This window comes from Aureibaculum sp. 2308TA14-22 (assembly GCF_040538665.1).
GTDB lineage: Bacteria > Bacteroidota > Bacteroidia > Flavobacteriales > Flavobacteriaceae > Aureibaculum.
Genome location: NZ_JBEWXT010000001.1, coordinates 2,504,055 through 2,522,990, shown reverse-complemented (window position 1 = coordinate 2,522,990; position 18,936 = coordinate 2,504,055). Strand labels below are relative to the sequence as shown.

Here is an 18,936-nt window from a genome sequence, read left to right as displayed (position 1 = left end):
AAACCAGATATGAATTCTCATATAAAACATATTTTTTTCGATTTGGATCATACCCTTTGGGATTTCGAAACCAATTCAGCCAAAGCATTTGAATTTATTTTTGAAGAGCGTAATGTAAATGTAAATATTAATGAGTTTTTAATGCATTACAAACCCATTAATTTAAGGTATTGGAAATTGTATAGAGAAGAGCGTGTAAGTAAAAAAATACTAAGATATAAGCGTTTAAAAGATACTTTCGATTTGTTATCATATAAAATTTCTGATAGCGATATAGATTATTTAAGTAAGATATATATCGATAATTTACCAAACTACAATTCCCTCTTTGATGGGACACCCGAAATTTTAAATTACTTACTACCAAAATATAAGTTGCATATTATTACAAATGGTTTTGAAGAAGTACAAACTAAAAAAATGAGTACGTCAGGAATTTTACATTTTTTCGACAAAGTTATTACTTCGGAAAGTGTTGGCGTTAAAAAACCAAATCCAAAAATATTTTACCATGCTTTAGAAGTAGCTGAAACCGAAGCCAAAAATAGTATAATGATTGGCGATAATTATGAAGCTGATATTTTAGGTGCTCAACAGGTTGGTATGAAAACTATTCATTTTAAAGAGCATCATAATACTAATAATAAGGGTATTATAAACATTACCAACCTTTTAGAAATTAAGAAGTATCTCTAAAACTACTATCTTTATCTTATAATACTGATAATGTGAAAAGGTATATAACCTATTTATTAAATATTTTTGTTTTTGTTGGCTTAATGTCATGTGCCAGTGATGTTGATTTTGATCAGGCGAAAAATATTGAACTCAATCAAAATTTTACTACTTCTTTTATTTATCTGAATGTAGACCAAAACAAGTTTTTGAATTCAGACGCTAGTGCTGAGATTCCGATATTAACAGACATAAGTACCATAGATATTTTTGATTCTAAATATTTTGAAGATAATTTGGTAAAGACAACTATCAACTTTCAAATTGAGAATTCGTTTGATAGAGGTTTTGATATTGAATTTTCTTTTTTAAATACAGATGATGTCGAAATGAACAGCTTTATCGTAAGCGTTCCAAATAATAGTAACCAAATACATCTTCAAAGTTTTGAAGACTTGGATCTATTGTCATTGAAATTTTCCGAAAAACTAAGAATAACTATTAATTTACAACCCAGTTCAGATTCAAGTATGTTAATGCAAAATACTGAAATGAAACTCGCAATAAAGTCATTCGCCAACTTTATATTTAAGATAAATTGATTCGGTTTCAAAAATATATAGTTTGTTTTTTGTGTTTTATTGTATCTGAAAGTTATGCCCAAAACAAAAAATTCCTTTACGGAAATAGTGATATTCCACAATCTTTATTGTTAAACCCTGGCACAGAGGTAAATTATAAAAAACATATTGGCATTCCGTTGTTATCAGGTTTGTACTTTAATGTAGGGTCAACTAATTTAACGATAACTGACTTATTTGCAAATGACGGCATTGATATTAATGATAAATTACGGAATCAACTTTTTAGAATGAAATCAACCGATTTTATAACCATTAACGAGCAGATTGACGTTATTAATATTGGTTATAAATTACAAAATGGAATAGATTATTTAAGTTTCGGGTTTTATCAAGAATTAGACTTTATAGGCTATTACCCTAAAGATTTGGCTGTTTTGTTTTATCAAGGTAACACTGACGTAAATGGTAACATTTTATTAAATACTAATACGGATATTAGTCAACTCAATTATAAGGGACAAGCTTTTGGTGTTTTTCACGCGGGTATTTCAAGAAAAATAAGCAATCAATTAAATATTGGTGTTAGGGCAAAGTTGTATTCAGGTATTTTCAATGCACAATCACTTAAAAACAGTGGAAACTTTACGACCACATTAGGTGCTGATAATATTTACAGAAATGAATTACAAAACTTAGATTATAAATTTCAATCATCAGGACTGCTAAAGGATGACCAATTTAGTCTTTCGGGAAAGAGCCTGTTGACCAATTTTTTTTCTGGAGGTAATTTGGGTTTGGGAATGGATGTCGGTTTTACTTATCGCCTGAGCGAGAAAACAAAAGTATCGGCAAGTTTATTGGATTTAGGGTTCGTTTCCTATTCAAAAAACGTTACTACATATACAAATAAGGGTGATTATACATTAGAAGGGATAGGCTTACTTTTCCCTGAAAACGACCCTATACCATATTGGGAGAATTTAGTAGTTGATTTTGATCAACAAATTGAAAGAAGGGAAAATGACAAAACTTATATTTCTTGGATGTCTGCAAAGTTAAATGCTAGTTTGAATTATGGATTTGGAAAACAAATTAGAAGAATTTCAACTGAAATAGACTGCCACGCTAATAACGGATTTTCTTTATATGACTATCAAAATGAAATTGGTGTCCAATTTTATAGCATATTTAGGCCTAAATTGCCACAATTGGCTGCGACATTGTTTTACAGTAGAAGAATCAATAATTTTTTACAAGCTAAGGTTACTTATTCGGTTGACAATTATTCATTTTCTAATTTTGGTATAGGGTTTTCTACACGGATTGGTAAATTTAACTTTTATGCTTCGGCGGATAATCTTTTGGGGTATTCTAATTTGTACAATTCAAAAAAGGTGTCTGTTGGCTTAGGGGCAAATTTAATTTTTGACTAAAATAATCCTTATATTTAGCATTTAAATTATGTACTATGAAAATTAAAGCATTATTCTATATCACTATATTTTTTATTTCAAATACACTTATTGGGCAATCGTTGAACGAATACAAGTATGTTGTAATACCCTCCAAATTTGATTTTTTGAAGTCTGAAAATCAATACCAATTAAATGATTTAGCTAAATTCTTATTCGAAAAAGAAGGATTTACAACAATTTATGATAATGTTGAAAGGCCAGCTGATTTATCTAACAACGTATGTTTAGCATTAACTGCAAGGGTTAATAATGAATCTAATATGTTTACAACTAAATTAGTTATTGAATTGATTAATTGTAAAAATCAAAAAGTATTGATAAGCCAAGAAGGAAGAAGTAAACTAAAGGATTATAAAAAGGGATATCAAGAAGCTTTACGTGAGGCGTTTGAGTCAGTTACAGCTCAAAATTATAAGTATTCAAAATCACCTTCTCAAGAGGTAACTAAAACAGATAGTTCTGATGAAGATGCACAACGAGCCAAAATGGAGGCTGCAGCTGATGCTGTAAAAAATGCCGCAGAAGAAGTTAAAGAAGAAGAAGAGGTAATAGAAGTATTAGAAGAAGCAGAGCCGGTAGAAGAAGTTATAGAAGTAGTGGAAGAAATTGAAGAGGTAGTAGAACAACCTGATCCAAATAAGTCAACTAACCCAGTAAATGTATTGTATGCTCAAGCTAATCCTTTGGGTTACCAATTGGTAGATAGTAGCCCAAAAGTGGTGTATATATTATTAAATACAAGTAAAAAGGAGGTGTTTTTACTAAAAGACAAAAGCGGAATCGTTTACAAAGAAAACGGGACTTGGTTTGTAGAATATTACGATCAAAGTGCCTTGCTCAAAAAGCCTTTAGAAATTAAGTTCTAAATGTTAATATGAAACTAGCTCCTCTCCTGGGGAAGGGTTGGGATGAGTTTAATATTTATATTTATCTTTCCAACGTTTTTTTAGAAATTCTCTAAAGTTATTTTCTCTACTATTATTTCCAGGTTCATAGAGCTTTGTGTTTCTAATTTCATCAGGTAAAAATTCTTGGTCAATAAAATTATCTTCATAGTTATGTGCATATTGGTAATTTTTACCATAATCTAAATCTTTCATCAATTTTGTTGGGGCATTTCTTAAATGTAAAGGCACTGATAAATCACCAGTTTGTTTTACCAATTGTTGAGCATTACCTATAGCCATATATGAAGCATTACTTTTGGGCGAGTTTGCTAAATATACTGCACACTGACTTAATATAATCCGTGATTCAGGATTACCAATTACCGAAACCGCTTGAAAAGTTGATGTTGCCAATATTAAAGCATTTGGGTTGGCATTTCCAATATCCTCTGATGCTAATATGACCAATCTTCTGGCAATAAATTTAACATCTTCGCCACCCTCTATCATCCTTGCTAACCAATAGACTGCTGCATTCGGATCACTTCCTCGTATGGATTTTATAAACGCCGATATGATATCGTAGTGCTGTTCGCCCGTTTTGTCATAACGGACCGTATTCTTTTGAACCTTTTCTAATACTTTATCATTGTTGATTACAACAGAATCACCCTCTGCACTAACAATCAACTCAAAAATATTTAAAAGCTTACGAGCATCACCACCCGAAAGTTGTAATAAAGCGTCAGTTTCTTTTAATTTTATCTTCTTTTTTGAAATAATTTCATCTTCTGAAATTGCACGGTTTAAAAGAGCTATTAAATCTTCTTTATCAAAAGAATTCAAAATATAGACCTGACAGCGAGAGAGTAGTGCGGGGATTACCTCAAAACTGGGGTTTTCCGTAGTGGCACCTATTAAGGTAACCCAGCCTTTTTCAACCGCTCCAAGTAACGAATCTTGTTGCGATTTGCTAAACCTGTGAATTTCATCAATAAATAAGATAGGATTTTTAGTAGTAAATAACCCGCCACTTTGTTTAGCTTTGTCAATGACTTCTCTTACATCTTTAACTCCAGAATTTATTGCACTTAACGTGTAAAACGGGCGTTTGGACTCTTCTGCAATTATATTGGCCAGAGTTGTTTTTCCAATTCCGGGAGGTCCCCACAATATGAGTGACGGAATGACACCTCTTTTAATATGAGCAGTTAAAGCTCCTTTTTCACCCACTAAATGTTGTTGACTGATATAATCAGCAAGCTTTTTTGGACGTATACGTTCTGCTAAAGGGGCATTCATAATACAAAAATAGAGAAAACATAATTGGTTTGTTTTTTTATTCTCACAAATATTTAATTTTATACTAGTCAAGTTTATGACAATATGTACTTAAAAGCAAAAATGGATATATATTTGTGATAACGCAATTATGGATTTACAGGAAGAACATAAGCAATTTAAATTTTCAACAATGGTAATTGCCATTCCATTGTATTTTGTTTTGTTTTTATGGATTGTCTTTTGGGTTGAAGGGAGTTACAATTTATACTTGACCAAATATGGGCTGTATCCACAAACACTAAAAGGATTGCGTGGCATTCTGTTCTCACCCTTTATCCATAGCGGTGTTAAACATTTGTTTAACAATTCAATTCCACTTTTTATATTAATGACATCGTTATTTTACTTTTACAGAAAAATAGCTTTTAACGTACTGATTTATGGAGCACTATTAAGTGGCTTGTTGACTTGGATTATTGCCAGGCCTGCTTACCATATTGGTGCCAGTGGCATCGTTTATTTATTGTTCAGTTTTGTCTTATTTAGCGGATTAATCCGAAAATATTACCGTTTAATTGCGGTATCATTAATTGTTATTTTTCTTTACGGTAGTATGATTTGGTATATTCTCCCTATAAAAGATGGTATTTCATGGGAAGGCCATTTGTCTGGTTTTTTAGTTGGAATAGTATTGGCAATAATTTATAGAAAGCATGGGCCACAACCGATTAAATACGAGTGGGAAGATGATAACTTTATTGAAGAAGAGTTATTTGATGAAGAAGAGTAATATTTTACCTAATTATTTAAGAATTAATCCGTTGTCTAACTACTTCATATAAAGCCACACCGCAAGCTACAGAAACATTTAATGAAGCTATATCACCTAATAGAGGCAATTTTGCTTTAGCATCAGTTATTTTGAGCACAGCAGGAGAGATGCCTTTGTGTTCAGATCCCATAATCAACGCTATAGGTTTATTAAAGTCAACTTGATAAAGTGTATTATCAGTTTTTTCTGTAATACAGACTATTTCTATTCCTTCACCCTGTAAGTGATAAATAGCATCTAATAAATGATTTACTTTACAAATAGGTATTTTAAAAGCCGCACCAGCAGATGTTTTAATGGCATCTGCATTTAAAGGAGCATTACCTTGATTAGGTATTATGATGGCGTCCACACCAGTACACTCTGCCGTTCGTAAAATAGCACCAAAGTTTCGTACATCTGTAATTTGATCCAGCAAAAGATATAATGGATTTTTTTTAGAATTTGAAGCCATTATATCTTCAAGGCTATAAAATTCAACACCAGAAATTTTGCCAACTATGCCTTGATGATTTTGATTTTTAGAAAGATGATTGAGTTTTTCAACAGGAACATAGCTAGTGGAAATATTATGTTGTTTTATTAAGGTATTTAGTTCAGAAAAGAGATTGCCACTTAACCCTTTTTGAATGTATACTTTTTGCATTGTCTGCCCAGCATTTATAGCTTCAATTACTGCTCGAATACCAAAGATGTTTGAAGATTCTTTCATATAACAAAGGTATATAATTTGGATATAAAAAAACCACCTCATTTGAGGTGGTTTTTAATAATAAAATCTAATTATTATTGATTTTGATCTGCTGCAGTAATAGCATCATTTGCGTTTATCTCATCTTCAGGAATTTGAAAAGTAAACATTGATGAACCAGCTGGTAAATTAAAATAAGAACCAGGAGTATTTGGATGTGTAGATCCCGCATAATCACGTAGTAAACCTACTCCCCAACGTTTCATATCTAATAAACCAAATCCTTCACCCCACAATTCAATTCTTCTGTGCGTTCTGATTTCATCCATTAAGTCAGATCCAGTATTCGTAGAAAGCGTATAATTAGGGTCTCTTGTTGAAATTAAATTATACAAGGCTTGAGCAGCACCTGCATCATCACCCATAGCCGCTTTAGCTTCTGCTTCGATTAAATGAAATTCAGCAACACGCATATACACATAATCAGCTTCAAAGAAAGTATCATCAAAAAACTTGTAATTGTAAATTTGAGTAGCATTTCCTTGTAAGATATATCCATTATCTGGACCAAACCAATTGTACCTTATATCTGAAGGAGAAATGGCATCATATAAATTTTTATCTATAGTTTTATGATGACCTAACTGCCCTGTGTAACCAGGTGTATAACCAGCATTTGAATCAAATACAGGAGAATACGATTGCAATTGAGCGAAGAACGATGCGTAATAAGATGTAGTATCTGCATTAATATCAGCTCCCCAAATCCATTCAGAATTGGTTATAAATTGAAAACCATCTAACAATCCATTAGCATTTACCGTACCCTCAGACTGAGCTTCTATGGCATATGTCATCGCTTTTGTATAATCTTCTCTTAGCAAATAATATCTAGCTAAAAAACCAGCAGCAATGTTTTGATTAATTGAAGTTTTGTCAGGTCTTGAATATCCTTCCAAATTTGTATAACCTTCCATTAAATCACTCTCAATTTGATTGTAAACATCACCCACAGTTAATCTACCAAACCCAGGGCCGTTAATTAAATCGGCAGTTGGATCTACAATAGGCACACCAGGATCAGACAATGCTGGCTTTCCTTTTTGATAAATTTGTATCAATTGCAAATACGACATACCTCTGATAATTTTTGATCTTGCCAATACATGCGTTAAAGCTTCAGTAAGCTGTGCTTCATCTAAGCTACCAATTAAACTAATAGTTTGGTTTGCTCCTTTTATAATGGTATAATAAGAATTCCAAACAATTTCAGTTTCACGTCTGTCTTGTGTGCGACCAGTATATTTATAATAATCGTCAAACCACCATCCGTTTCCATCATTAATCATATCACTAGACATTAAATCCATCATTAAATCAACAGATTTCTGTCCAAAATCGAAGTGTCCACCATCACCGGCCAAGTTATAAGATCTTAAACTATTCACCGTACCTACATCAAAAGAAGAAGCAACGTTTAATAATGCTTCAGGAGATTCTTCAGCTAATTTAGCTATATCTTCATCAGTAACAGTACTTTGAAGGCTTGTATCTAAGTAATCTTCATTACAGCTTACCATAAACGCTGTAACAACTAGTAATAAAAGAATTTTTTTCATGTTTTTCATTTTTTAAAAATTAATGTTTATACCTAAAGTATAAGTCTCAAGTGTTGCATATCTAACAGCGTTGTTATCACCCGCTACACGTTGTCTAGGGTCAAACCCTTGTCTTCCAGATTTAGTCCAAAGGGCTAAATTATTTGCATTTCCATAAATTCTTACTTTAGATAAATGTATTTTTTTAGTAACATCTTCAGGTAAAGTATATCCAATAGAAATATTATTTAAACTTAAATAATCAGAATCTTCTAAGAATAAAGTTGAGAATTGATTCCAGTTATTTGTGTTTTCATCAACTCTTGGTAATGTAGCAGTTTGATTATCGAATGTCCAAGTTTTGCTAAAATCTCTATGAAAATTCCCTCCAATACTACCATCAAAACCATCATTGTAAATGGCATCATAAGCCTTACCACCAATTTGATAAGAAAAATCTACACCAAAATCAAAATTTTTGTACACTACATTTGTTGAAAAACCACCATAAACATCAGGTAAAGCAGTTTCTTGTAAATATTGAGTTGCTACTGAATAGTCATCAGTAACACCGTTGTAAGGTACTCCATCAGGATCCGCTACAACATCGGTTTTCCATTGAGCATTACCATTGGTAGGATCTACACCTACAAATTCTCTCATATAATAGTCAAAAGCCGTACCACCTAAGGTCCATCTGTACCTACCATTATCAATGTTTTCTTTACCAGGTACAAACGCAGTAATTTCGTTTTTGTAATGTGTTGCATTCAAGTCAAAAGACCAAGATAAATCTTCTTTGCTTATAATTTGATAAGAGATTAAGGCTTCAACACCTCTATTTTCCATATCCATTACGTTTTCAGGAACAGAAGGGAAACCAGTAGAAGGTGGTAACTCTCTGTTGTGAATTAAATCTGATATTTCTCTTATAAAGTACTCAGATTCAATACGTAAACGGTTATTAAAGAATTGGGCTTCAAAACCTACATTAAAGTTTGTAGAAGTTTCCCAAGTTAAATCTTTATTACCAAAGACGGTCTTTTCAATATCAAAGTCATCACCATTTTTAGTTACACCCCATTGATCTAAGAAAGGAGAGTAATTTCTGTTAACAGAATTTGGATAGCGAACAACGTCATTACCTTGTTGACCATAACTTGATTTAAACTTTAATTCATTTAACCAAGATACATCTTGTAAGAAAGATTCTTGTGAAACTCTCCATGCCAAACCTACACCATAAAAGGTACCCCATCTGTTGTCTGGGTGAAATACTGATGATCCATCTCTTCTTACACTACCATTAATATAATACCTACCATCATAATCATACATTAACCTAGCAAAAAATCCTTCTAAGTCATATTCAGTATAATCACCTAAAATGGCATCTGCACCATCAGGTAAGGCAAATAAATCTGGAGATAAATCGTTAGCTAAGAATTGTCTTCTTAAGTTTACATCTATATCCTTAAAATCATAATTAGTTGCTTCATGTCCTAATAAAATTTCCACATTATGAACATCACCTAAATTTTTCTTCCAATTTAATAATTGTTGGTTTGTTATCGTAGTCCCTCTACCATATCTTTCTCTTAACCTACCAGCAATGTCAGTTGAACTTGCACTACCTACTTTTTTATTAGTATAATCAACTAAATTAAATGTAGCTAAGTCATAACCTAAATTATAAGTAAACGTAAAATCCTTTAAAAAATTAACCTTAGCAAATACTCTTGAAGTAAAATTGTCACGAGTATCAGTGTTAACATTTAAAGTTTGTAGTGCGTGTGGGTTTGAGAATCCGTTAAAAGGTCTTCCTGCTACGGCATTAGGAGAAGTAACATCTGCCCAATCCCATTCAGGATTACCTTGACCATCTCTTACAATTTCTCCAGTTGCATGATCTCTAGCAAAAACAGGATAAATAGGAGCAATATCTCTTACCCAAGCAAAGTTACCTGTAATATTGTTAGTTAAAGTTCCTTTTTGCTCACGGTTGGCATAATTCATTTGTACACCAGCAGATATATTATCTGTAAAAGAGGTTTCTACATTTGCTTTTAACGTAGATCTTTTAAACCCAGTATTAATATTGTAACCTTCATTGTCTTCATGACCTAATGACACAAAATATTTTGAATTTTCGTTACCACCAGATAAACTTAAATAGGCAGTATTTACACCGCTAAAACTTTCAAAAAGATAATCTCTCCAGTCATCTTCCCATAAAGGAGTACCTCCTCTAAATTGCCCATTTGGACTAACTAAATTAGTTCTGTCTCCTCCGTAAGGATTGTAAATCAATCCTAATGTTCCATCTAGTAAATCATTTGAAGCTTTTATTCCTGCATCTGACTCTGAAAGACCATTTAAAACGATTTCATTGGTTTTTAACATTTTGTGATATGCCTCAAAATACTCACCAGCTCCAGTCATAACGTCATAATCTTTTATTGCAAGATCAGTCATACTGGTTTTAATGTCTAAAGAAACATTCATTCTACCAGACTTACCTTTTTTAGTAGTAATAATTACTACACCATTTGCACCCCTGTTACCGTATAGGGCAGCAGCCGAAGCGTCTTTAACAAATGACATTGACTCAATATCATTAGGGTTAATCGTTGTAATTGATTCCGTAAAAGGAACACCATCAACCACATATAATGGGGCAGATGAACCATTTAATGATCCAATACCTCTAAATCGCACAACTGGTGCAGTACCAGGTTGACCTGAATTAGAAAATATTTGTACACCGGCAATTTTACCAGTAAGACCTGTAACAGCATTACCTGAGGCTACTTTCGTAAATTCTTCAGAATCAATTTCAACAATAGATCCGGTTAAGGATTCTTTTGTTTGAGTACCATAAGCGGTAACTACAACTTCTTCAAGTAGATTGTCAGATTCTAATACTACATTTATGGTATTTGAAGTACCTACTGTAACTTCTTTGTTTGCCATACCAACAAAACTAAAAACAAGTATATCACCCGTTTTTGCTTGAATGGCATAATTACCATCAAAATCCGTATCAGTACCTGTAGCTGTTCCTTTTATTAAAATGTTTACTCCTGGTAAAGGGCCAGTTTCGTCGGTTACAGTACCGGAAATAGTTCTTTCTTGTGCAAACGTAAATTGCACCACAAACGCTAGTAATAGCGTTAAAATTCCACTAAACTTTGTTTTCATGTTATCTATTATTTGAATTAATTGCCGCAAAAATGGTAAAATTATGTTAATAAAACAACTATTTAACATAAATTAGGTTAAAATTGAAATTTTAGCAATTACATCTATATTGTAAGATGTTAGTAATGGTAGGTGGTTGCGTAGGTTTTTTAAGAAAATATAAAAGCTGCCATTTCTGGCAGCTTTTAAAAAAGTTTGTTAGTTAATTATTTTACAATTAACAGAATAAATTAAACTAGATTTAATTTACATCCCACCATAATTTAGTGTGATTGTCATCTGCTCCTTGAGCTGCAATAATTGCTGCATAATTTGCAGGGTTGTTATCTTCTACAGAAGTATCATAAGAATCTCTTACAGGAATTCTTGGATCAGCAGCATTTGCTGAAGGCGTTAACGCTGGAGAATCTAATCTTCTCCACTCAGCCCATGCTTCCCAACCATTTAAGTATAATGCAACCCATTTTTCATAGGCTAAATCATCCATATCAGTATAAGCGTGAGCAGCAACATAACTAGCTATGTCTGCAGCATCTACATTCCAATATTCCATAGAAGCTACAATTCCTTCTTCATATAAATCACTAGCGGTAGCACCGCCAACGTTCCAGCCGTTAAGTGCAGCTTCTGCCATATTAAATTTCATTTGAGCAGCTGTATATAATGGTGTAGGGAAATCTACATCATAAATTACGGTTGCAGTAGGGAATGAGTAATCTGGTACATTACCATTTACTTCTCCATTTGGTGCACCTACATATTTTGCATCTGCATTACCAGGAAACATTGGGTTAGAGGCAGTTCCATTAGTTGAAGGCTCAGCATACTTAAATAATCTTGGGTCAAGATTTGATCTCAACGTCTCCATCATAGTAACTGAAAGAATATAATCCTCTCTTGTTTTCCATCTATCATGCCATGGGCTATCGTCAGCATCAATAGTTCCATAATTAAATTCTATATTCTGAGCATTAGAACTGATATAAACACCAGAAGCTATTACTTCTTCAAATTTAGATTTAGCTAAAGTTGGATTAACATGAGAAATACGCATTGCCATATTCATTTTTAATGAGTTGGCAAATAGCCACCATCTGTTCATGTCTCCATCAAAAAGTAAATCACCTGCCGGTCCCGATTTACCAGCATCAATTATACTCATTGCAGCTTCAAGGTCTGCAAACATAATAGTATATAGTTCTTCTTGAGTATCAAATGCTGGTTGTGGATTATCAATACCTTGAAAACCTTCTGAGTAAGGTAAACCACCCCATTTGTCCGTCATATATTGCAAGATGTAAGCTCTTAAAATATGAGCAACCGCTATTTGGTTGTTGTTATCACCAAATGCTCCCGCTTGATCTTTAGTGGCTTCGTCTGTATTAAGCTCTATAATTCTATTCAAATTTTGGATAGAACCTGTAAAGAATCCATTATAACTTCTAGTTAATGTTGCATACCTAGAATCTCCAGGATATTGTCCTTCAGTCAATTGCTGAGTAAACAGAATACCTTGCATGTTAGTACTAACAGTAGGTATAGTTCTCTGTGCTTGCGTCAATAACTGTGAAGTTACAGCAGCTGTGGGTCCATTAGGATTGTTATTTACATCTCCAAAATCTACAGTTTCACATGAACTGTAAATAAAAGAAATACAAAGAATCAATACTATGTTTTTAATTTTTTTATTCATTTCAGTTTTTTTTAAAATGTTAATTTTACATTAAGTCCAAAAGATCTGGTCTGTGGCAACTGTCCTGCTTCTGCCCAGTTTACACCACTTCTTTTTTCAAGTTCCGATGGATCAACCCAATTCAAATCAGAGTCGATTAACCAAAGGTTATTACCAAATACTGATAATTGAACTGCTTCTAATCCCATTTTTGAAACTAAATCAGGGTTAAAGTTATAGTTTAACCTTGCCGTTCTAAACTTTAAGTAAGTAGCATCATGTACGTTATTTTCGTAAATGTTACCTAAGTTACCTAAGTTAAAGTGATCTTGTGCGTCAACATATTTGTCAACTACCGTACCGTCAGAAATAGGTACACCGTTCGAATCTGTTCCAGTCTGTAATACACCTACTATGTGCACACCACCACCGTTAGCTACAGGATCTCTTAAAGGATTACCTTTATCATTTAATCCAGCAGTTTTTGCTGATAAACCAGAGTGGTCCATATATCTTTCAGTTCTTGAATAATATAATCCTCCTTTTTGTCCATCAAATCCAACAAATAAATCTACGTTCTTATATCTGATTGTAGAAGTTATACCATAAGTGTAGTCTGGTAATAAACTACCTAATCTTTTATTAGACTCTCTAGCAAAATTATCAGTAGATGTGAAGATAATACTACCATCAGTATGTGTAGCAAAACCTCTACCGTAAAATAAACCATACTCTTCACCAACTCTAGCTTGCAATTTCATACTAGAAGTATACGTACTAATATCATAAGAATCAACACCAGGGTAAATCGCATCTACAAATTTTTCTAAGGTAGCAAAGTTTACACCAAGATCCCAAGTAAAGTCATCTGTTTTAACAATAGATCCATTCAATCCTATTTCAATACCATTTGAAGTATTCTTACCAGAGTTAACCGTTATACCTGTATAACCAGTTGCACCATCTAATGATACAAAAACTGGTAAATCTTCATCGATTCTATTAAAGTAAGTAATATCTAGTCCAATTCTATTTTTAATAAATTTAAATTCAGCTCCAAATTCTAATTCGTTTCTAACGCCGCCTACAAGGTTAGGGTTGTTCTGAAGTCCAGCAACTGATAAGGTACCATTTCCTTGGTATAGTCCACCAACATTGTAAACACTAGAGATTTGGTATGGACCTGGGAAATAAGGTGCCTGAGCATAACCTGCCCTCAACTTAAAGAAGCCCATAATGTCATTTTGTGGGATTAACTTATTGACCAAGAAACTGGCAGAAACTCCATAAGTATCTACCCTGTTGTCATCCGGGTTTGCTGTTGATGACCAGTCTAATCTGTAAGATCCATCTAAATACAACATATCTTTAAACCCAAAGGACGCTTTTATAAAGGCACCCCTAGTTTCACCTTGTGATATACTAGTACTTGCAGATACAGGATCTTTAGAGCCAGCTAAGTTATAAAACTCAGGTATGGTTAAATTACCATTGGTTGAAGCACTAAGACCTTTAAAATCGTAAACTACAATTTCTCCACCCAAACTTGCGTCCACATCTAAGTCGCCATCTAAAAAGCTATCAGTATAATTTAACATTGAAAAATAATGTTCTTTATTAAATCTTCTTTGATATTCTGCGTAAGAAGCAGGGTCTAACAAACTTTTAGTTGTTTCACGATCATCTCTAGCAAAATTATGAAAAGTAGATCTCACCTCTGCAACAACATTAAATTTATCATTGAAGGTATAAGTACCTCCAATTTTACCATATGCTGAATTTTTATATTCATGTTTTAAATTTTCTTCAGATTCAAAACCTGGCATATCCCAATATAATGGTCTAGCATCTCTTGTGCCTCTAATGTTCCAAGAAACAATTTGTCCTGCACGTTCATAGTCTTTTAATCTATCAAAATCTAATTGTCTTTGCCACCATTGGTTCATGTTTGAAGCTAAGTTGGCATAACCTTGATCAGGGTCATTTCTAGTTTTTCTATCTTGGTAGTTAACATTTACATTAACTGTAAATTTTTCAGAAATGTCATAACTAGCATTTAAAGAAAGGTTTACTGTCTTTTGATCAGAATTAGTAATAATACCTCCTTTATCAATAAGAGAAATTGCAGACCTAATATTATAACCATCTCCTCCTTTAGCAAAACTTAATGAAGTATTGTTAGTTATACTTGTTCTATAAAATGTCTCAACATCATTTGGTGTTGGTTCCCAAGCTCTTAATTCTCCAAATTCAGGAGTTCCTGGTATCCAAGAGTCCCAATGACGTACTGGAGTTCCATCTAATCTTGGACCCCAAGATTCATCTGCGAAAAAATCAGGATAGGGGTCTCCATCAAAACTTGCCCAATCAGCTGGATCAACTGCTGGGTCATAGCTAAATGTATTAAATGTTTGGCTATAACCACCTCCATATTCATTTTGGTATTCTGGTAAATTAGTAACATTACCTACAATAGTTGAATGGTCTACTGTAAATGTTGCCTTACCACTTTTCCCTTTTTTAGTTGTAATGATAATTACACCGTTACGCCCATCGGGACCATAAATTGCTGTTGCTGATCCACCTTTTAGTACAGACATATCTGCAATATCGTTGGTATTGATATCACCAACTTGATACACTTGAACACCATCAACAACGTAAAGAACATTAGATTCACCTCTTAATTTAATTTGAGAGTCTCTAAAACCAGTACTAGCTTGACCAACAATTTGCACACCTGCCACTTTACCAGCTAATGCGTTGTTAACGTCAATGTCTTTACCTTTTTGTAGTTGTTCGGCATCTACAGATTGTTGAGAATACCCTAAGGCTTTTTTCTCTCTTCTAATACCTAGACCTGTAACAACTACTTCATCAAGTACATTGTCTGCTTCTAAAACTACATTAATAGTGTTAGATGCACCTACTGTAACTTCTTTTGGAGCCATTCCAATAAAACTAAAGGAAAGCACATCACCTTCTTTAGTTTGAATGGTGTAATTACCATCAAAATCAGTTTCAGTACCTGTAGTTGTACCTTTAATTACTACACTAACACCCGGTAATGGTCCTGTTTCATCAGAAACCGTACCTGTGACAGTTTTTTCTTGTGCAAAAGTAAATTGCACTACCAACGCCAGTAATAGCGTTAAAATTCCATTAAACTTTGTTTTCATATTTTAATTATTTGAATTAAATTTTGCCAAAAGTCATAAAAAAATGTTAACAAAACAATTTTTTATGACTATTTTTTTAAAAAAATCATAATAAATTGTTAAAAAATGTAAGGTTTGTTATCTTTTTTGAACTAAAAGAAGTTAACAATTTTTAAATGAAACCTTGAGTTGTTAAAATTAAATGGAATTTCAGAAGACTTTCCTAGAGCATAGCTTAAATTAATAAACCCTAGTTTTGAAGTAAAGGCATAGCCTAAGCCTAAAGAATAGATTTGCGAAGATAGGTTTTTATTTTCAATATATCCCAAATCTGAAACTGTATATAGATAGGAATTATTGTTGGTGTTATATCTGTATTCAATATTAAAAGTGCTGTAAATTGATGCCAAAATACTCTCCTCATCAAATCCGCGTATGGAATTTACTCCCCCAATTCTTAATAATTCGTTATCAATTAGTTTTTCTGAATTAATTAAACCACTTTGATTTTGAAAAAAAATATGATTTTTAAAATTCAAACTCCACAGAAAATTAGTTTTTAAATGAAACTTTGTTTGATTGACTTTGAAAGTACTTTTTCTTTTACCTGTTAGTGCTTCGGAGAATAAATTAAATTTTGTTCTAAAAAATGGATGATTGTTTGGAACAGTATAATTGTAACTAAGTCCGTAGAAAGTGTTTTTGTAATCTTCAATACTACTATCGGCAATTGTCAAAAGATTAGAGGAGCTTTCTGAATGCAGAACTAAACCAACGGAACTTCTATTATTAATACTATATGGTAAAGCGAATTTAAACAGGGTATTTACAAAAGAAGAATCTTGTTTGTATATGTTTAAGGCAATATTAGGTGATACTTTTGAATTAAAGATGTAAGGAAATGAAATGTCTAAATCAAATACCTGTCTATTGCTGCCGTTATTTTTCCAAAGCAAATTAAAATATTCTCCAGAATCAAATAGGTTGTTTAACGATAAGTCCAAATAACCATTTAAAGAAATTCCTTTTCCAATCTTTTTTGAGGTAAAACCAATCAATCCATCAAACTTGTTTGTGTTTTCTTTCTTTAGGTACAGATAAACAATCGTAGAATCTTTTGTAAAAAGTACTTCGGGCGGTTTTATTTCTGAAACAAAAGGTAATGCATTAATCGCATCTGAATAGTTATCTAGCTTTTTTTTGTTGAAAATTATGTTTTTTTCTAATCTTAAAAAGTGCTTGATATAAGTTTTTGGAAAAGAGGTGTATCCATTGATAATAATTTTGTCAATTTTTCTAACAGTTGATGTTTTTATAAATAGATTGGCTTTAATTATGGTGTCGTTTATCACAGATAAGTTTTTTAAAACTACTTCCGAGAACGAATTGCCGTCATTTTCAAGTGCATTACTTATGGATTGCAGTTTAGAGGGTAGGTTGTCTGGCTTAACTTCAAAATAGTTCAATGACGTTTTTCTGTTTTTAATTAAAATCACGCTTGGGTCGATTTCGTTCCTATCATAATAAACTCTAATTTTTTGCACTTGATTCCTTAAATTGAAATAGGCAATATGTAAACTATCATCTTTAACAAGGCTGTCGAGATTGTAATTTATAAAGCCCATTCTTTCAATTTGAAGCTTAACCGAATCTAATGTTTTTGAAATGGTATTTTCGGTAAAATGAATTTTTTGATATTGAATATCCTTAATTAAAAACGAAGATGTGCTATCGATAGTAGAAATTTTTAACACTTTTTTTTGACCATAAGATTGATTAAAAACAAGTATCAAAAATAATACGTATATATATGGTGTAAATTTCTGTTTCAAAACAGCTCAAAATTAGCTTAAAACTGTTGAAAAAATGTAAAATTAAAAATGTTTTTAAAATGATGATAAATTTTAGCTAAGACCTGTTTGTAGAAACGGATTTTATTTATACATTTGCACACTCTTAAAAAAGAGGTTTATTTTTAATAAGAAATAACAATTAATTTATATGCCAACTATACAGCAATTAGTACGCAAGGGAAGAACCCAAATAACTAAGAAGAACAAATCGGCTGCATTAAATTCTTGTCCACAGAGAAGAGGCGTATGTACACGTGTTTACACTACTACACCAAAAAAACCAAATTCTGCTATGCGTAAAGTAGCAAGGGTAAGGTTAACTAACGGTAATGAAGTAAATGCTTACATACCTGGAGAGGGGCACAATTTGCAAGAGCACTCGATAGTATTAGTTAGAGGTGGAAGAGTAAAAGATTTACCTGGAGTTAAATATCACGTTGTACGTGGTGCTTTAGATACTGCAGGGGTTGAGGGACGAACGCAACGCCGTTCCAAATATGGAACTAAACGTCCTAAAAAATAATTTAAACACTTTAATGTAAGAAGTAATGAGAAAAAGAAGTGCAAAGAAAAGACATTTATTACCTGATCCTAAATTTAACGATCAGTTAGTAACTCGTTTTGTAAACAACTTAATGAAGGACGGTAAAAAGTCAGTAGCTTTTAAAGTTTTTTATGATGCTATGGATATAGTTGAGGAGAAAAAACAAGACGAAGAAAAAACCGCTTTAGAAGTTTGGAAGGAAGCGTTATCTAATGTTATGCCACATGTTGAAGTAAGAAGTAGAAGAGTAGGTGGTGCTACATTCCAAATACCAATGCAAATTAGACCGGACAGAAAGGTTTCTATGGCTATGAAATGGATGATTTCATATTCTAGAAAGCGTAATGAAAAGTCAATGGCTCAACGTTTGGCAAATGAGGTTTTAGCTGCGGCTAAAGAAGAAGGTGCGGCTGTTAAGAAAAGAACAGATGTGCACAAAATGGCAGAAGCAAATAAAGCATTTTCACACTTTAGATTTTAAT

The 18,936-nt window shown here is 32.6% G+C and carries 14 protein-coding genes; 7 read left to right on the top strand and 7 right to left on the bottom strand.

The features are described 5' to 3' along the window. Positions 1–9 precede the first annotated feature (9 nt). The 4 genes from U5A88_RS11375 to U5A88_RS11360 are packed head-to-tail and all read left to right on the top strand — an operon-like array spanning position 10 to position 3,600. On the top strand, positions 10–696 hold the full coding sequence (locus U5A88_RS11375; protein ID WP_354206515.1) for a YjjG family noncanonical pyrimidine nucleotidase: 687 nt from the start codon (positions 10–12) through the stop codon (positions 694–696). A gap of 32 nt (positions 697–728) precedes the next feature. Continuing rightward, positions 729–1,277, top strand: a complete 549-nt coding sequence (locus tag U5A88_RS11370) for a hypothetical protein (protein ID WP_354206513.1) — start codon at positions 729–731, stop codon at positions 1,275–1,277. A gap of 29 nt (positions 1,278–1,306) precedes the next feature. Then, positions 1,307–2,692, top strand: coding sequence for a DUF5723 family protein (locus U5A88_RS11365; RefSeq protein WP_354206511.1), 1,386 nt, complete (start codon positions 1,307–1,309; stop codon positions 2,690–2,692). 35 nt (positions 2,693–2,727) lie between these two features. Further along, entirely contained in the window at positions 2,728–3,600 is an 873-nt protein-coding gene (locus U5A88_RS11360) for a hypothetical protein (RefSeq protein ID WP_354206509.1), read from the top strand. Between the two features lie 48 nt (positions 3,601–3,648). Here U5A88_RS11360 and U5A88_RS11355 read toward each other — a convergent pair whose 3' ends face one another. After that, positions 3,649–4,923 carry a replication-associated recombination protein A gene (locus U5A88_RS11355; protein ID WP_354206508.1) on the bottom strand — a complete coding sequence of 425 codons (1,275 nt, stop codon included), beginning with the start codon at positions 4,921–4,923 and terminating at the stop codon, positions 3,649–3,651. Positions 4,924–5,053: 130 nt separating this feature from the next. On the opposite strand from U5A88_RS11355, the gene U5A88_RS11350 reads away from it, so the two are divergent. Further along, entirely contained in the window at positions 5,054–5,695 is a 642-nt protein-coding gene (locus tag U5A88_RS11350) for a rhomboid family intramembrane serine protease (protein WP_354206507.1), read from the top strand. A 16-nt stretch (positions 5,696–5,711) separates the two neighbouring features. Here the strand turns inward: U5A88_RS11350 and rlmB are convergent, their stop codons facing one another. The 6 genes from rlmB to U5A88_RS11320 form a co-directional block, all read right to left on the bottom strand. Then, positions 5,712–6,449, bottom strand: coding sequence for a 23S rRNA (guanosine(2251)-2'-O)-methyltransferase RlmB (gene rlmB, locus U5A88_RS11345; RefSeq protein ID WP_354206505.1), 738 nt, complete (start codon positions 6,447–6,449; stop codon positions 5,712–5,714). A gap of 74 nt (positions 6,450–6,523) precedes the next feature. Continuing rightward, on the bottom strand, positions 6,524–8,047 hold the full coding sequence (locus tag U5A88_RS11340) for a RagB/SusD family nutrient uptake outer membrane protein (RefSeq protein WP_354206504.1): 1,524 nt from the start codon (positions 8,045–8,047) through the stop codon (positions 6,524–6,526). 12 nt (positions 8,048–8,059) lie between these two features. Beyond that, positions 8,060–11,227, bottom strand: coding sequence for a SusC/RagA family TonB-linked outer membrane protein (locus tag U5A88_RS11335; protein WP_354206502.1), 3,168 nt, complete (start codon positions 11,225–11,227; stop codon positions 8,060–8,062). Between the two features lie 241 nt (positions 11,228–11,468). Beyond that, positions 11,469–12,920 (bottom strand): SusD/RagB family nutrient-binding outer membrane lipoprotein, encoded by a 1,452-nt coding sequence (locus U5A88_RS11330; RefSeq protein ID WP_354206500.1) that lies wholly within the window; start codon positions 12,918–12,920, stop codon positions 11,469–11,471. Between the two features lie 11 nt (positions 12,921–12,931). Further along, positions 12,932–16,078, bottom strand: a complete 3,147-nt coding sequence (locus U5A88_RS11325) for a SusC/RagA family TonB-linked outer membrane protein (RefSeq protein WP_354206498.1) — start codon at positions 16,076–16,078, stop codon at positions 12,932–12,934. 131 nt (positions 16,079–16,209) lie between these two features. Further along, positions 16,210–17,889, bottom strand: coding sequence for a ShlB/FhaC/HecB family hemolysin secretion/activation protein (locus U5A88_RS11320; protein ID WP_354206496.1), 1,680 nt, complete (start codon positions 17,887–17,889; stop codon positions 16,210–16,212). A 169-nt stretch (positions 17,890–18,058) separates the two neighbouring features. On the opposite strand from U5A88_RS11320, the gene rpsL reads away from it, so the two are divergent. After that, positions 18,059–18,433 (top strand): 30S ribosomal protein S12, encoded by a 375-nt coding sequence (gene rpsL, locus U5A88_RS11315; protein WP_117879401.1) that lies wholly within the window; start codon positions 18,059–18,061, stop codon positions 18,431–18,433. 25 nt (positions 18,434–18,458) lie between these two features. After that, a complete protein-coding gene (gene rpsG / locus U5A88_RS11310) occupies positions 18,459–18,935 on the top strand; it encodes a 30S ribosomal protein S7 (protein WP_354206494.1) in 477 nt (158 codons plus the stop codon). Position 18,936: the final 1 nt, after the last annotated feature.

What these genes read in the sequence shown, in the direction of transcription:
- U5A88_RS11375 (WP_354206515.1), top strand. Translation starts at nt 10, where the DNA reads ATGAATTCTCATATAAAACATATTTTTTTCGATTTGGATCATACCCTT.
- U5A88_RS11360 (WP_354206509.1), top strand. Translation starts at nt 2,728, where the DNA reads ATGAAAATTAAAGCATTATTCTATATCACTATATTTTTTATTTCAAAT.
- U5A88_RS11355 (WP_354206508.1), bottom strand. Translation starts at nt 4,923, where the DNA reads ATGAATGCCCCTTTAGCAGAACGTATACGTCCAAAAAAGCTTGCTGAT.
- U5A88_RS11350 (WP_354206507.1), top strand. Translation starts at nt 5,054, where the DNA reads ATGGATTTACAGGAAGAACATAAGCAATTTAAATTTTCAACAATGGTA.
- rlmB (WP_354206505.1), bottom strand. Translation starts at nt 6,449, where the DNA reads ATGAAAGAATCTTCAAACATCTTTGGTATTCGAGCAGTAATTGAAGCT.
- U5A88_RS11340 (WP_354206504.1), bottom strand. Translation starts at nt 8,047, where the DNA reads ATGAAAAAAATTCTTTTATTACTAGTTGTTACAGCGTTTATGGTAAGC.
- U5A88_RS11335 (WP_354206502.1), bottom strand. Translation starts at nt 11,227, where the DNA reads ATGAAAACAAAGTTTAGTGGAATTTTAACGCTATTACTAGCGTTTGTG.
- U5A88_RS11330 (WP_354206500.1), bottom strand. Translation starts at nt 12,920, where the DNA reads ATGAATAAAAAAATTAAAAACATAGTATTGATTCTTTGTATTTCTTTT.
- U5A88_RS11325 (WP_354206498.1), bottom strand. Translation starts at nt 16,078, where the DNA reads ATGAAAACAAAGTTTAATGGAATTTTAACGCTATTACTGGCGTTGGTA.
- rpsL (WP_117879401.1), top strand. Translation starts at nt 18,059, where the DNA reads ATGCCAACTATACAGCAATTAGTACGCAAGGGAAGAACCCAAATAACT.
- rpsG (WP_354206494.1), top strand. Translation starts at nt 18,459, where the DNA reads ATGAGAAAAAGAAGTGCAAAGAAAAGACATTTATTACCTGATCCTAAA.